Source organism: Sphingomonas sp. OK281 (genome assembly GCF_900115295.1).
GTDB lineage: Bacteria > Pseudomonadota > Alphaproteobacteria > Sphingomonadales > Sphingomonadaceae > Sphingomonas.
The window spans coordinates 132,449-145,200 of sequence record NZ_FOVZ01000001.1; the positions used below are offsets into that span (position 1 = coordinate 132,449).

Annotated in this window: 12 protein-coding genes; 7 read left to right on the forward strand and 5 right to left on the reverse strand. The window is 64.8% G+C overall.

Annotated elements, in window-relative coordinates; genetic code table 11:
- Window positions 1–71 precede the first annotated feature (71 nt).
- The 3 genes from BM244_RS00650 to BM244_RS00660 all read right to left on the reverse strand — a co-directional run bounded on the left by BM244_RS00650 (window position 72) and on the right by BM244_RS00660 (window position 4,381).
- Entirely contained in the window at window positions 72–2,507 is a 2,436-nt protein-coding gene (locus BM244_RS00650; RefSeq protein ID WP_093396784.1) for a TonB-dependent receptor, read from the reverse strand.
- Between the two features lie 343 nt (window positions 2,508–2,850).
- A complete protein-coding gene (locus tag BM244_RS00655; RefSeq protein ID WP_093396785.1) occupies window positions 2,851–3,453 on the reverse strand; it encodes a hypothetical protein in 603 nt (200 codons plus the stop codon).
- 103 nt (window positions 3,454–3,556) lie between these two features.
- Window positions 3,557–4,381, reverse strand: coding sequence for an energy transducer TonB (locus tag BM244_RS00660; RefSeq protein WP_093396787.1), 825 nt, complete (start codon window positions 4,379–4,381; stop codon window positions 3,557–3,559).
- A 204-nt stretch (window positions 4,382–4,585) separates the two neighbouring features.
- On the opposite strand from BM244_RS00660, the gene uvrA reads away from it, so the two are divergent.
- From uvrA to BM244_RS00675, 3 genes are all read left to right on the forward strand, one after another.
- The gene (gene uvrA / locus BM244_RS00665) at window positions 4,586–7,483 is read left to right on the forward strand and encodes an excinuclease ABC subunit UvrA (RefSeq protein ID WP_093396788.1); all 2,898 of its coding nucleotides are present in this window, start codon (window positions 4,586–4,588) and stop codon (window positions 7,481–7,483) included.
- Window positions 7,484–7,566: 83 nt separating this feature from the next.
- Window positions 7,567–8,724 carry a DUF3644 domain-containing protein gene (locus BM244_RS00670; RefSeq protein WP_175517981.1) on the forward strand — a complete coding sequence of 386 codons (1,158 nt, stop codon included), beginning with the start codon at window positions 7,567–7,569 and terminating at the stop codon, window positions 8,722–8,724.
- A gap of 70 nt (window positions 8,725–8,794) precedes the next feature.
- A complete protein-coding gene (locus tag BM244_RS00675) occupies window positions 8,795–8,971 on the forward strand; it encodes a type II toxin-antitoxin system RelB family antitoxin (RefSeq protein WP_093396791.1) in 177 nt (58 codons plus the stop codon).
- Window positions 8,972–9,035: 64 nt separating this feature from the next.
- Here the strand turns inward: BM244_RS00675 and BM244_RS00680 are convergent, their stop codons facing one another.
- Both BM244_RS00680 and BM244_RS00685 read right to left on the reverse strand, forming a co-directional pair.
- Window positions 9,036–9,359: a DUF5615 family PIN-like protein gene (locus BM244_RS00680; protein WP_093396793.1), complete on the reverse strand. Its 324-nt coding sequence runs from the start codon at window positions 9,357–9,359 to the stop codon at window positions 9,036–9,038.
- The gene (locus BM244_RS00685) at window positions 9,356–9,589 is read right to left on the reverse strand and encodes a DUF433 domain-containing protein (protein ID WP_093396795.1); all 234 of its coding nucleotides are present in this window, start codon (window positions 9,587–9,589) and stop codon (window positions 9,356–9,358) included. Before BM244_RS00685 ends, BM244_RS00680 begins: the two co-directional genes overlap by 4 nt.
- A 104-nt stretch (window positions 9,590–9,693) precedes the next feature.
- On the opposite strand from BM244_RS00685, the gene BM244_RS00690 reads away from it, so the two are divergent.
- From BM244_RS00690 to BM244_RS00705, 4 genes are all read left to right on the forward strand, one after another.
- Window positions 9,694–10,020, forward strand: a complete 327-nt coding sequence (locus BM244_RS00690) for a hypothetical protein (protein ID WP_093396796.1) — start codon at window positions 9,694–9,696, stop codon at window positions 10,018–10,020.
- Between the two features lie 519 nt (window positions 10,021–10,539).
- Window positions 10,540–10,782 (forward strand): hypothetical protein, encoded by a 243-nt coding sequence (locus tag BM244_RS22520; protein WP_139226836.1) that lies wholly within the window; start codon window positions 10,540–10,542, stop codon window positions 10,780–10,782.
- Window positions 10,783–11,214: 432 nt separating this feature from the next.
- A complete protein-coding gene (locus BM244_RS00700; RefSeq protein WP_093396799.1) occupies window positions 11,215–12,333 on the forward strand; it encodes a hypothetical protein in 1,119 nt (372 codons plus the stop codon).
- Window positions 12,293–12,739, forward strand: coding sequence for a DUF3597 domain-containing protein (locus tag BM244_RS00705; protein ID WP_093396800.1), 447 nt, complete (start codon window positions 12,293–12,295; stop codon window positions 12,737–12,739). The genes BM244_RS00700 and BM244_RS00705 overlap by 41 nt, the downstream gene beginning before the upstream one ends.
- Window positions 12,740–12,752 lie beyond the last annotated feature (13 nt).

Sequence of the window (12,752 nt, forward strand, 5' to 3'; positions counted from 1 at the left end):
GGGGAACTAGGAGCACGAGACAGGCGGTCGAGTCTGCGTGACAGACCACGCCGCCCCACGCCCCCCCAGCATCAGAACCCGACGCTAATCGTCCCGAACCACTGCCGCGGCGAAACCGGGAACTGGTTGAACGTCCCGCTCGCCGCACCGATGCTCAGCGTCGACGCCGCCCGCTTGTTGGTGATGTTCGTCACGTTCAGGCTCACCGTCGCGGTCCGGACGATCTGTCCCTCCGCCAGCGGCACCCGCGCCGCGATCCGCCCCGACAGCGTGAAGTAGGACGGCACCGACAGGTCGTTGGTGTAGGTCGCGAACCGCTTGCCGATATAATCCCCGACCAGCTGCGCGTCGAAGATGCCGTAATTGGCCGACGCGGTGAACTTGTTCAGCCAGTCCGGGCTGCCCGGTACCTTCTTGCCCGCGGTCGCGACGGTGGTCGTCCCGCTGACATAGTTCTCCTCGTAGCGCGAGTTGTTGTACGACAGCGCGTCGTAGAACGAGAAATGCGAGCCGAACCGGAACGTGCCGGCGACGTCGAACCCGTCGGTCTTCACTGCGCCCACGTTCTGCAGGATCGCGGCGCCGCTGACGACCGCGGTCACCACCGGGTTCGGGCTGATCCCGAGCAGGCGGTTGCTGAAATCGACATGGTACACGCTGATCTGACCCTCGAACCCGGTGAGCGGCCCGAGGTTCAGCGCATGATGCGCCCGCAGGCCCGCCTCGTACGTCCAGCTCGTCTCCGGTTCGACGTCCTGTTTGAACAGGTCGAACGCCGCCTGGCTGCCCAGCGCGAACGGCGACAGCCCCGCCGCCGCGCTCGTCTGGAACTGGCGGATGTTCTTCTGCACGTTGACGAACACCTGGTCGTCGGGCGTCACGTCCCACAGCGCGCCGAGCTGTGGCAGGAAGTATTTGTGCGTGTCGATCGTGCCGACCGGCAGCGCGACCGAGCCGGTGAACGATCCCGGGATCGGCTGCGTCGGCACGCGCTGCGACGCGTTCTGGAACGTGCTCTTGACCCCGCCGAGCACGGTCAGCGTCGGCAGCAGCTTCCAGCTGTCCTGGATATGCGCCTGGTATTCGTCGACGCGCACTTCGCTGTGATATTGCGTGATCAGCGGCGTCAGTTCGTCGCCCGGGCGCTGGTACGGCGTGCTCGGATCGTTGACCGGGAACGGATACCAGCGACGATATGCGGACGAGCTCTGGTGCTCGTACCACGCACCGAACTCGACATGATGTGCGCCCAGGTCGAGCGCAACGGTGGAGACCAGGCCTTCGCGATCGATGCGATATTCGGTCGTGCGCGTCGCCAGCCCCGAACCGCCGAACACGGTCGTCAGGTTCTGGCCGGGGTAATAGAACGAGAACAGCTTGGGCAGGCCGGCGACGTCGATCGGGCCGCCGATGACGCCGACGCCGTCATTGTGGTGGTAATAGGCCTGGTTCGAGAAGGTCACGCGGTCGCTGACGTTCCAGTCGTATTTGACGTAGCCGAGGTAATCGGTACGCGCCGCCACGCCGTAATAATTGCGATAGTTCGCGCCGTCCGCCTTGTACGCGCCCGAGTTGAGATAGGCGAGCATCGCGCCGAAATCGGGATAGACGAAGGGGCGCACATATGGCGCGGTGCCTTGCGTCGCGGTGGTGATGACGGTCGAATCCTCGTTCGGCTCGGTCTTGTCCGAATAGGCGCCGTACAGCGTCAGCTTGCCGTTGCTGTCGTCGTGGACGAACTTGGCGTTGGCCTGGTAGCCGCCCTGGATTGCGTCGAAATCCCACGCCCTCGCCTTCTGTCGCGAGCCCGATATGTAGAAGCTGTTGCCGTTGCCGAACGTCCCGCTGTCGATCCGCGCGAACAGGCGCGAGGTTGAATGGCTGCCGAGCGTCTGGTCGACCTGCGCACCAAGATCCTTGCGCGGATCGCTCGAGAACGTATCGATCGTCCCGCCCAGATTGCTCGTCGATGCGGTCCCGAGATCGCCCGCGCCGCTTGCCAGCGTCACGCGTGCCACGTTCTCGGAGATGATCGCGCGCTGCGGCGACAGGCCGTTGTAATTGCCGTAATTCTGGTCGCCCAGCGGCAGGCCGTCGAGCGTATAGCCAAGCTGTTGCGCATTGAAGCCGTGGACGAACAACGAGATGTTCTGCTCGTTGTTGCCCCATGGATCGGCGGTGAGGAACGTCACGCCGGGCAACGTCTGCAGCGCCTTCAACGGGCTGACACCCGGCAGGATCTTCTGCATGTCGATGCCGCTGACCTGCGTGACCGACCGCGTCGCCGCACCGGTGACGACGATCGGGTCGTCCTGTCCGCTTGCCGCGGGGGCGGGCTCGGGGGCGGGCGCGGGGTCCGCGGCGTCGGTGGCGGAGGGCGTCGCACCGGGTTCGGCACCGGCGGCTACCAGCGATTGCGCGACGGCCGCGCCCGGAACGGTGCCCAGCGCGCCCACGCCGACGGCGCCACACAACAGCCGCGCGAAGCGGCTCGAAAAGTTCGTCATCCTGAAACCCCTTAGTGAGATCGATCGATCGTCACTCCCGAGGCAGCGCCTATGGCGGGCCCGGGACAGCGGGATTACGGATATGCGTCAGATTTAATTAGGCGTTACAAACAGGACGAACCGTGTGTGCGACGACGGCAAGTCGTCCAGGCGCCCCGCCGATGCACCGCCGATGGCGGAGAATGGACCGTCCGACTGGCTGCAAGGTCGCGTCCCATTATCGCGACCTGACCGACACACGTGCGGCGTCTCACACGTCCGGGTTTCTGGTCCATCGGCACTAAAGCCGCCTGACCAGCTTTACCGGCTCGCAACGCCAGCAGCGGCGTCGCGAGCCACGAACTCAACCGGCGGGAGGATCCTTCTTCCCGGTCGGCTTGCCGAACCCGACGAACAACCGTTCGAGTCCCACCGTGACCGAGTCCAGCACCTTGGCGAACTCCGGCGGCAGCGCATTCGTCTCGCTACGCGGCGGCTCCGGCGTATCCCCAGCGAACGGGCCTTTGCCCTGCGGCTTGGTCGGCTCGGCAGCCACGTCCGGCTCGACCTTCGACGCTACAGGCTCAGCCTGCGGCGACCCCGAGGGCGAGGGTGAAGACGGGGCGGGGGAGGGCGGGGCAGGCGGCGTCGGCCGAGCACTCGACTTGGCGTCATGCTTCGAGATCGCCGTCGCCGCGGCCATCAGGCCTGCCGCGATCATCTGTCGACCTACCGGCGTTCCCATCTGGCGGGCAATCGTGGCGGCGATCCCGGCAAACGCCGTGCCGCCTTCGTGCTTGCGGCCCCCAGCCTTGTGGTCTTCGGCCTTGCGGTCGTCGTGCTTGCGATCCTCGTGCCGAGCGCCGTCGTGCTCGTGATGCTGATGCCCGGCGGCCTCGGGGTTGCGTGCCGCCACCATCTCGGCCTCGCGCTCGCGCCGCTTACGCTCGTCCTTCTTCTTGCCCATGATGTCCTCTGTGCGCTTCCGTTCGTGTGTACGATAAAGATAATACACCAATGAAGCAGCGCAACCCCGCGACGGTAGGGACCTGTCATCGTCTTGCAGACGGTCAGTTGCGTCCCGACCACGTTCCCGGCAATCGCCACGTCACCTTGCGCGTCAGGTGACTGATCATCGGCTTGCCGTCGAAGCCGAGCGCCGGACTATAGCGTCCGCGGTTGGTGATCGCAGTGCAGGCCGCCTTGTCCAGTTCGACTTCGCCGCTCTTCACCACGGTCCGGCAATCGGCGACCCGCCCGTCGACACCGATCGTCCAGAGCACGGTCGACGTCCCCTGCGCGCCCTTGCCGAGCACGGTCTTCGGATAGTCTTCGGGCGAGATCCAATACGCAGGCGAGGTCGTCGGCGCGGCGGGCTGCGCGATCCGCGAACGCTCGGTCGGGTCGATCCCCCACAGCTTGACCGTCGCATCATTGCATGTGGCCAAGGCCTCGAATGCTGCCTTCGCGTGGGGCAAGGCGAACGCCCATCCTGGCATCTTGTCCGGCATGATCTTCAGGACGGCATCGGCCGGCAGCGTCTCGAACAGCGCGACGTCGACCGGCATGCGCGTCATCCGCTTTCCCGAAGCCTGGGTCGGATAACTCTCGTACCGGCTTTCGCCCGTCCCCCCGCCGACGACGCTGACCGCCGCCTGTCCCAGCCGCATCGTCGCGCTACGATCGTTGGTATAGATCATCAGGTCCATCGTGGGCTCCAACGGTGCCCTGCGCAGCGCCAGGATCGTCTCCGCCTTGTCGGTGCCATAGGTGCGACCCAGCATGCAGGCCGTCGCGCCGTAGTCGACGTTCCACTTGCCCACTGGCGTCAAAGGCGCGGTCGCGGCGGGCTCGGCCAGCGCTGCGGCTGCGATCAGCGCCACCATCAGCGGCATCGAAAATCAGTCCTCATCGTATCATCCCGCTGCACGCCGTACCGCCGCCGGTTGTCATCAATACCCCGCCCGGTTGCAAGCCGGATGTAAGCCTCCCAGCCGATCGTCGCGCAATCGATCGTTCCGGATGAACTGGCACCCGGCCTCATGCATTCCTATCTCTCCCACTAGTCTCCCGATCAGAACAGAAGTAGAACCAGCCTCATGCTGACCAAGATTTCCGTACGCGGCGCGCGCGAGCACAACCTCAAGGACGTCGACATCGACATCCCCCGCGACACGCTCACGGTGATCACCGGCCTCTCGGGCTCGGGGAAGTCGAGCCTCGCCTTCGACACGATCTACGCCGAGGGCCAGCGCCGCTACGTCGAGAGCCTCAGCGCTTATGCCCGCCAGTTCCTCGAACTGATGCAGAAGCCCGACGTCGACCACATCGAGGGCCTCAGCCCCGCGATCTCGATCGAGCAGAAGACGACGTCGCGCAACCCGCGCTCGACCGTCGCCACCGTCACCGAGATCTACGACTATATGCGCCTGCTCTGGGCGCGAGTCGGCATCCCGTACTCGCCCGCCACCGGCGAGCCCATTGCGGCGCAGACCGTCAGCCAAATGGTCGACCGCGTCATGGCGCTCCCCGAAGGCACGCGCCTGTACCTGCTCGCCCCCGTCGTCCGCGGGCGGAAAGGTGAGTACCGCAAGGAACTCGCCGAGTGGCAGAAGGCCGGCTTCGCGCGCGTCCGCATCGACGGCACGATCCACGACATCGACGAAGCCCCCGCGCTCGACAAGAAGTACAAGCACGACATCGAAGTCGTCGTCGATCGCCTGGTCGTGGGCGGCGAGATCGCCACCCGTCTCGCGGAGTCGTTCGAAACCGCACTGAAACTCGCCGACGGCCTCGCCTATGTCGACCCCGCCGACCCGGTCGAGCCGCACACGCCAAAATCGGAAATCCTCGGCAACAACGCCCCCGACGGCCGCATCGTCTTCTCCGAGAAATTCGCCTGCCCGGTTAGCGGATTCACCATCTCCGAGATCGAGCCGCGCCTGTTCTCGTTCAACGCTCCCCAAGGCGCATGCCCGGCCTGCGACGGCCTCGGCGAGAAATTGCTGTTCGACGAAGACCTCGTCGTCCCCAACCACATGCTCAGCATCAAGAAGGGCGCAGTCGTCCCCTGGGCGAAATCCAACCCGCCGTCGCCCTATTACATGCAGGTCCTCGGCAGCCTCGCGCGCGAGTTCAAGTTCGACATCGAGACGCCTTGGTCCGACCTCCCGCCAGAGGTCCAGAGCACCATCCTGCACGGCTCGAAGGGCAAGCCCGTCACGCTCACCTTCATCGACGGCAAGAAGAAATACGACGTCAGCAAGCCGTTCGAGGGCGTCATCGGCAACCTCAACCGCCGCATGCTCCAGACCGACTCCGCCTGGATGCGCGAGGAGCTGAGCAAGTATCAGTCCGCCGCCCCCTGCGAAGTCTGCGGCGGCGCGCGCCTGAAACCCGAAGCGCTCGCGGTCAAGATCGCGATGAAGGACATCTCCTACGCCACGCATCTCTCGGTGGTCGACGCGCTCGCATTCTTCACCGACATGCCGCAGCATCTCGGCGACCAGCAGAACGCGATCGCCGAACGCATCCTCAAGGAGATCGTCGAGCGGCTGGGCTTCCTCAACAATGTCGGCCTCGACTACCTCAACCTCGATCGCACCAGCGGCACGCTCAGCGGCGGCGAATCCCAGCGCATCCGCCTCGCGTCGCAGATCGGCAGCGGCCTGTCCGGCGTACTCTACGTCCTCGACGAGCCCTCGATCGGCCTGCACCAGCGCGACAACGACATGCTCCTCAAGACGCTCCGCCGTCTGCGCGATCTCGGCAACACCGTGCTCGTCGTCGAGCATGACGAGGATGCGATCCGCACCGCCGACTACATCATCGACATGGGTCCCGGCGCCGGCGTTCGCGGCGGCCAGGTCGTCGCGCAGGGCACGCTGAAGCAGATCCTCAAGTCGAAGGGCAGCATCACCGCCGACTATCTCAACGGCACCCGCGAAGTCCCCGTCCCGGCAACGCGGCGCAAAGGCAACGGCAAGAAGCTCACCGTCCACAACGCGGTCGCGAACAACCTGCGCGGGGTCACCGCCAGCCTGCCGCTCGGCACCTTCACCTGCATCACCGGCGTCTCCGGCTCGGGCAAGTCGAGCTTCACGATCGACACGCTCTACGCCGCCGCCGCGCGCGAGCTGAACGGCGCGCGCATCGTCCAGGGCAAGCACGACAAGATCACCGGCCTCCAGTATCTCGACAAGGTCATCGACATCGATCAGTCGCCGATCGGCCGCACCCCGCGCAGCAACCCCGCCACCTACACCGGCAGCTTCACGCAGATCCGCGACTGGTTCGCCGGCCTGCCGGAATCGCAGGCGCGCGGCTATAAGCCCGGCCGCTTCAGCTTCAACGTCAAGGGCGGCCGCTGCGAGGCGTGCCAGGGCGACGGCGTGCTCAAGATCGAGATGCACTTCCTCCCCGACGTCTACGTCACCTGCGACGTCTGCCACGGCGCGCGCTACAATCGCGAGACGCTCGAGGTGAAGTTCAAGGGCCATTCGATCGCCGACGTGCTCGACATGACGGTCGAGGACGCCGCCGAGTTCTTCAAGGCGGTCCCCCCGATCCGCGACAAGATGGCGATGCTGGTCGAGGTCGGCCTCGGCTACGTCAAGGTCGGGCAGCAGGCGACGACGCTCTCGGGCGGCGAAGCGCAACGCGTCAAGCTCGCCAAGGAACTCTCGCGCCGCGCCACCGGCAACACGCTCTACATCCTCGACGAACCCACCACCGGGCTCCACTTCGAAGACGTGCGGAAATTGTTGGAAGTCCTCCACGCGCTGGTCGAGCAAGGCAACACGGTCGTCGTGATCGAACACAATCTCGACGTCATCAAGACCGCCGACTGGGTCCTCGACCTGGGCCCCGAAGGCGGCGTCAAGGGCGGCGAGATCGTCGCCGAAGGCACGCCGGAGAAGGTCGCGAAGGCCAAGGGGAGTTTCACGGGGAAGTATCTGGCTCCGTTGCTGGAGAAGCGGGCGGTTGCGGCGGAGTAAGGCACAGAATCTCCTTGTAAGGTCGCGGCGTGGTATGTCAGCTTCATGCTTAGCCGCATGGAGACGATATGCTTACGCCTTCAATGACCGCTCTTGAGAAGCAGATTGTTAAGGCGCTCTTGGGCAAAGGTCACCGCAACCAAGACATTCATGCTTTGATCAATACTGGCCGCGATCCGACCGTAAATTTTGGCCGAATTAGTGATGTTAAAAAATTGGAGATATTGCCCGCGACCGATGAGCAGATCGAGCGGTTCACATTGGAAAAATCTCTTATCGATCTGCAGACAGGCTTGTCACCGTTCGAGAATGAACGCTTAGTTCGCGCTCGGGAGGCGATGATGCTGGCGATTCAGATTTTCAATATGCCGCTTCTTCGTTTTAAGGTTGAGGTATTTGCGGTCCTGTCGAACATAGCATGGACGTATTTACTTCACGAATTTTACATTCGTCGAGACGGCGTCATTACCCATAAAGATGGAAGCTCATTCCTGCTCGGTCAGATGATAAAAAGGCAGGACGTCCCAATCGCTGTTGGATCGGTTAATAATCTTCAAGCAATGAAGATAATTAGGGATGCAGTTGAGCACAAAACTCTTGCAGCGATCGGCGAGACATTTTACGCAATATTTCAAGCTAACTGCTTGAACTTCGAAAAGTCATTATGCGAGCTGTTTGGAGAGCGCGTTTCTCTGGGCAAAGATTTGTCATATGCAATTCAGATTTCTAAAATGTCGATTGATCAGGCAGCGATGCTTCAGAAGGCAGAGGTTGCGGGGCCAGTTCAATCGATCGACGCACAATTGAGTAAAATGTTTACCGACGATGAAATGTCTGACCCTGATTTCCAATTTAAGGTTAGTTATTCACTGGAGAAGGCGTCGAAGGGCGATGCCCATTTTACGTTCTCTAATAAGCTCGGAGACGGAAATCCTCACAACGTATTAGTTCAGAAGGTTGCGGCAGATGAAAATTGGCCGCACAGGGCAGGTTCGGTAGTTAAGAAGGTAGTGGAGAAGACGGGCAAACATTTTAGCTCACATAACCACACCCAGGCATGGCGAAAATTCGGCGTCCGTCCTAAACCTGGATCATTAACACCAAGCGGTACGAATCCGAAATTTTGTACTTATCATGTCGCCCACAAGGACTACACCTATTCGGACGAATGGGTAGCCAAGTTGTGTGGTATAGTGACCGATGATGTTGAGTTCGGAAAATTAAAGAACTCGAAATCATAGTCTAGTTGGTTTTCTAGGCTGCCGGGATACTGGCTTTGAAACTCGACCGTAGTCAGTTAGATTGTGTTGCATGCCCGACCTAGCCCCCACCGAGTCGGAGTGCTCGACCAGCGAAGACGCGGCCGCGTATGACGCGTGGTTCCGCGCCAAGGTAGAGCGCGCAATGAAGTCGGACACACCCAGCATTCCTCACGCTGAGGTAATGGCAATGGCGCAGGCGATCATCGACAAACACAAGCGGCGTTGACGCTGCCGCTCCTCTGGACGAATAAAGCGACGCGGCGGCTTTCCTTGTCCTAGACCTTATCCTCTCAGCGAACTTCCACGAGCCGTTCGCCGTTCCGAAGTAACATCACGACCTGATCCCATCGTGGCTCAAGCCATGCAAGCAACGCGCGATTGGACGCGTTGCCGCAGCGGAGCCACAACAGGGCGAACCGGTCCGGGTGCCGGAGATAGCCAAAATCGTCGTCCTTGCTTACCAGCACCGATCCATCCGCCTCGGCGCGAGCGGCGATGGCCCGATCGCTCGCGGCAAGCATCTCGATCTCCGAAACATGCGTCGCGTCCTCGCCCCGATCGCGCAACCACCTGCACAAGGCCGGAGGTAGCTGCGCATCGACGAGGAACTTCATTCGGCGGCCAGCACCACCGGATGATCGGTCGTCGCTGCTGCATAGCCCAATGTCGCTTGCACATCGGCTTCGCTAAGATACGGAAAGTCGGCAACGATCTCCGAGATAGTCGCGCCGCCCGCCAGCATTTCGAGAACGTCGGTAACCCGAACACGCGTGCCCGTGACAACCGGCCGACCGCCGCAAACGCCGGGGTCTATCGAGATGCGGGGAAAGCCGGCGAGCGTCATGGTGAGAAGGTGCGACGGACAGGTGCTATCGTCAAGTCCATCAGCGGAACAGGCTACCACCCCAACTCGTTGAACCCGCCAGACCAACAACACCGGACAAACCTATGCCAAAGCCCCATCACCCGGACAAGCACGCCCCGAAGCCCAAGTCGAAGACGTTAGGCATCAACGCGCTGTCGATCGGGGCCGCGGCGATCGGTCTCGGGGGTGCGTTGCTGGCGGTGTTCCTGCGCTCGAAGGCCAACCCCGCCGAGCATGCTGCGCCCGATCTCGCGCTCGACAAGCACCGCCCGGGTGCGACCGATCGCGCGCCGGACGCCTTCCGCCCCGATCCCACCGCGGTCCCCACCAAGGCCGAGCGCGAGTCGCTCCGCCCCGCCACCGGCCCAGCCCCGTCGTTCGCCGCGGATCGCGGTTCGACGCTCGGCTGACGCGCCTTCCTGATCCTCCCCCGCCAGGGGGAGGTGGCTGGCGCTTGCCAGACGGAGGGGGAGGGGGTGATTACCTTCGTTGCGTGTCCTCCCCCTCCGTCACCTGCGGTGCCACCCCCCCTGGCGGGGGAGGATCGGAAAAGCCCGACGGTCGACGCTGATCCCGACGCCACCACCCTCACTCCGTCACCCCGGACCGGTTCCGGGGTCCACGGTCCCCCGAACTCGATAGCGGCGATGTGCGAAACGGTGGATACCGGAACAAGGCTCTTCCGAGCAAAGCCGAAGGGTCCGGCATGACGGGGGAGGGCATAACCCTCATCCTCGTTCTCCTGCGAAGGCAGGAGCCCAGCACCAAGCAGGACAGCGATCGTGGCTCCTGGGCCCCCGCGTTCGCGGGGGAACAAGGCAGCAGCTCCAACCGCCGTCGCATCCCGCACCCCCCCCCCCCCCCACCCCCCCCCCCCCCCCCCCCCCCCCGGCATACCTGATCGGTCCTCTCCGCAACGAGGATCGATCATGGCGAACGCACCCACCCCGGCCGACCCGCACCCATGCTACATCGCCACGCGCGCCACGCCCGCCCCCCGGCCCCGGTACGAACCCCCAATCCCCGACCACCTCCCAGACGCGGTCCGCCACGTCATCGCCTGGCAAGCGCATGTAGACGCCGGCCGGATCGGCACCCGCATCCCCGTATCGCCCGAGATCGCCGCCAACCGCGACCGCTGGACCGCGCTTGCCCGGACCATGCGCAAGTGACCGCCGCTCTCCAGGACCACGGCATCGACCAAGGCGCCGAGCAAACCGGCGAACCCGAAGCCCCCCCCGCAAACCGCCCCCGATCACCCCGCCCCCCCGCAAGCCGACCCCGCCGCGCAAGCCGATCCCGCCCCGCGCGCCTACATCCCAGCCACCCCGACCCGCTACACCCAGCGCAGCGACGGCTGGACCCCGGATCGCCAGCGCGGCTTCCTTGAGCGCATCGCCGAGGGCGCCACCGTCGACGAAGCCAGCGCCAGCGTCGGCCTCTCGCCCGGTGCCGCCTACACGCTGCGGCGTCGCGCGGCAGGCGCAGCGTTCGCGCTCGGCTGGGACGCCGCCAAGCTGGTCGCGCGGCCGATCGTCGCCGAAACGCTCTTCCTCCGCGCGATCGCCGGCCAGACCGAGCGCGTCACCAGGCCCGACGGCGAAGTGATCGAGCGCCACCGCTACGACAACCGCCTCGCCATGTCCTTGCTTAACCGGCTCGACCGCCACGCCGACGCCACCGAGACCGCCAACGCCGCCACCCGGATGGTCGCCGCCGAATTCGACGCCTTCCTCGACATCATCGCGCGCGACGCCGGCCCCGCCCGCGCCGGCCTGTTCCTCGGCGAACGTCTCGATGCCGACGCCATACAGGCGGGGGCGGGGGCAGGGCCAGGAACGGGATCAGCGCCGAGCGCAGCCGAAGCGGCAATGGCGCCGATCCTCGCGCTCGCCCGCGCGGACCGCTGGCTGCGCAGCGCCGCCGGCGTCGCGTCCGGGATCGACGTCAGCGATCTCGATCCCGCCGCCCGCGCCGGCTGGACCGCCGCGCAATGGGCGCGCGCCGAAGCCGCCGGCCTGCTCCGCCTCGCCCCCGAACCGGAGCCCGAAACGCCTCCCGCCGCCGCGCCCCCCGACGCGCTCCCCGACGCACCCCCCAACGCACCCACGCCTGCCGCGGAAACCGCGCCAGCGTCGGCACTTCCTATACTTCACTCGGATATGCACGAGGGTCGCATCGGCGATTGTCCGGTCTGGTACGACCATGTCGCCGAGCGGTGGCGCACCTGCTTCCCCCCGCCGCGGCCCTATTTCGGCGAAGAGGACGGGGCGTTCGGCGACGACGACTACAGCCGCGAATGTTCGGACGACGAGGGGATTATCCTCGAAGCGCCGCGCGACCGCGAGATCGCCGAGCGTGTCGTCACCGAGAGCGCGGACCGCGACACGTGGTTCGTCGGCTTTGCGATCGACGCGGGGCTGGTCGACGCAGAAGCAGCGCAAGCCAGTGGCACCACCGATGCGCGCCGCGTCGCGGGGCTGGCCTGGGCGTTCGATCCGCCGCGCCCACCCGACATCGAACCGGAGCCCGAGCCCGAGCCGCAACGGACTGCGCCAGCCGCCGCCGATCCCGATCAGTCGCAAGGCGCGGACGATCCGCCGCTGCGGCTCGCCGGGCCTGCACCCAATTCCCGTATCGGGCGTTCTCCCGCCGTCACTCCTTTACTCGACGGGAACCCCCATGAGCATCTTCAGCAAGATCAAGTCCGCCATCTTTGGTGAGAAGGGTCCGCTCGGCAGCGGTCATTTCGGCACGCCCAAGGCTACACCCGCACCGGCGCCCGCGCCGCAGACCACTGCCGCACAGCCTGCACCGACACCCGCCGCACCGGCGCCCACAGCCCCGGCTCCGCAGGCCGCGCCCGCCCAGGCAGTCGACGTCGAAGCCGTTCTCTCGGGCATCGCCTCGAAGAAGGGATCGGACCTCAACTGGCGCACCTCGATCGTCGACCTGATGAAGCTTCTCGATCTCGATTCGAGCCTCGACAACCGCAAGGAGCTCGCCACCGAGCTCGGCTATACCGGCGCGAAGGACGGCAGCGCGGAGATGAACATGTGGCTGATCAAGGCCGTGATGCGCGAGCTGGAGAAGAACGGCGGCACCGTGCCGGCAAACCTCAAGGATTGACGGTGTTTCGGCG

What these genes read in the sequence shown, in the direction of transcription:
- BM244_RS00690 (WP_093396796.1), top strand. Translation starts at nt 9,694, where the DNA reads ATGCCAAAGCCCCATCACCCGGACAAGCACGCCCCGAAGCCCAAGTCG.
- uvrA (WP_093396788.1), top strand. Translation starts at nt 4,586, where the DNA reads ATGCTGACCAAGATTTCCGTACGCGGCGCGCGCGAGCACAACCTCAAG.
- BM244_RS00685 (WP_093396795.1), bottom strand. Translation starts at nt 9,589, where the DNA reads ATGACGCTCGCCGGCTTTCCCCGCATCTCGATAGACCCCGGCGTTTGC.
- BM244_RS00705 (WP_093396800.1), top strand. Translation starts at nt 12,293, where the DNA reads ATGAGCATCTTCAGCAAGATCAAGTCCGCCATCTTTGGTGAGAAGGGT.
- BM244_RS00680 (WP_093396793.1), bottom strand. Translation starts at nt 9,359, where the DNA reads ATGAAGTTCCTCGTCGATGCGCAGCTACCTCCGGCCTTGTGCAGGTGG.
- BM244_RS00660 (WP_093396787.1), bottom strand. Translation starts at nt 4,381, where the DNA reads ATGCCGCTGATGGTGGCGCTGATCGCAGCCGCAGCGCTGGCCGAGCCC.
- BM244_RS00650 (WP_093396784.1), bottom strand. Translation starts at nt 2,507, where the DNA reads ATGACGAACTTTTCGAGCCGCTTCGCGCGGCTGTTGTGTGGCGCCGTC.
- BM244_RS00655 (WP_093396785.1), bottom strand. Translation starts at nt 3,453, where the DNA reads ATGGGCAAGAAGAAGGACGAGCGTAAGCGGCGCGAGCGCGAGGCCGAG.
- BM244_RS22520 (WP_139226836.1), top strand. Translation starts at nt 10,540, where the DNA reads ATGGCGAACGCACCCACCCCGGCCGACCCGCACCCATGCTACATCGCC.
- BM244_RS00670 (WP_175517981.1), top strand. Translation starts at nt 7,567, where the DNA reads ATGACCGCTCTTGAGAAGCAGATTGTTAAGGCGCTCTTGGGCAAAGGT.
- BM244_RS00675 (WP_093396791.1), top strand. Translation starts at nt 8,795, where the DNA reads ATGCCCGACCTAGCCCCCACCGAGTCGGAGTGCTCGACCAGCGAAGAC.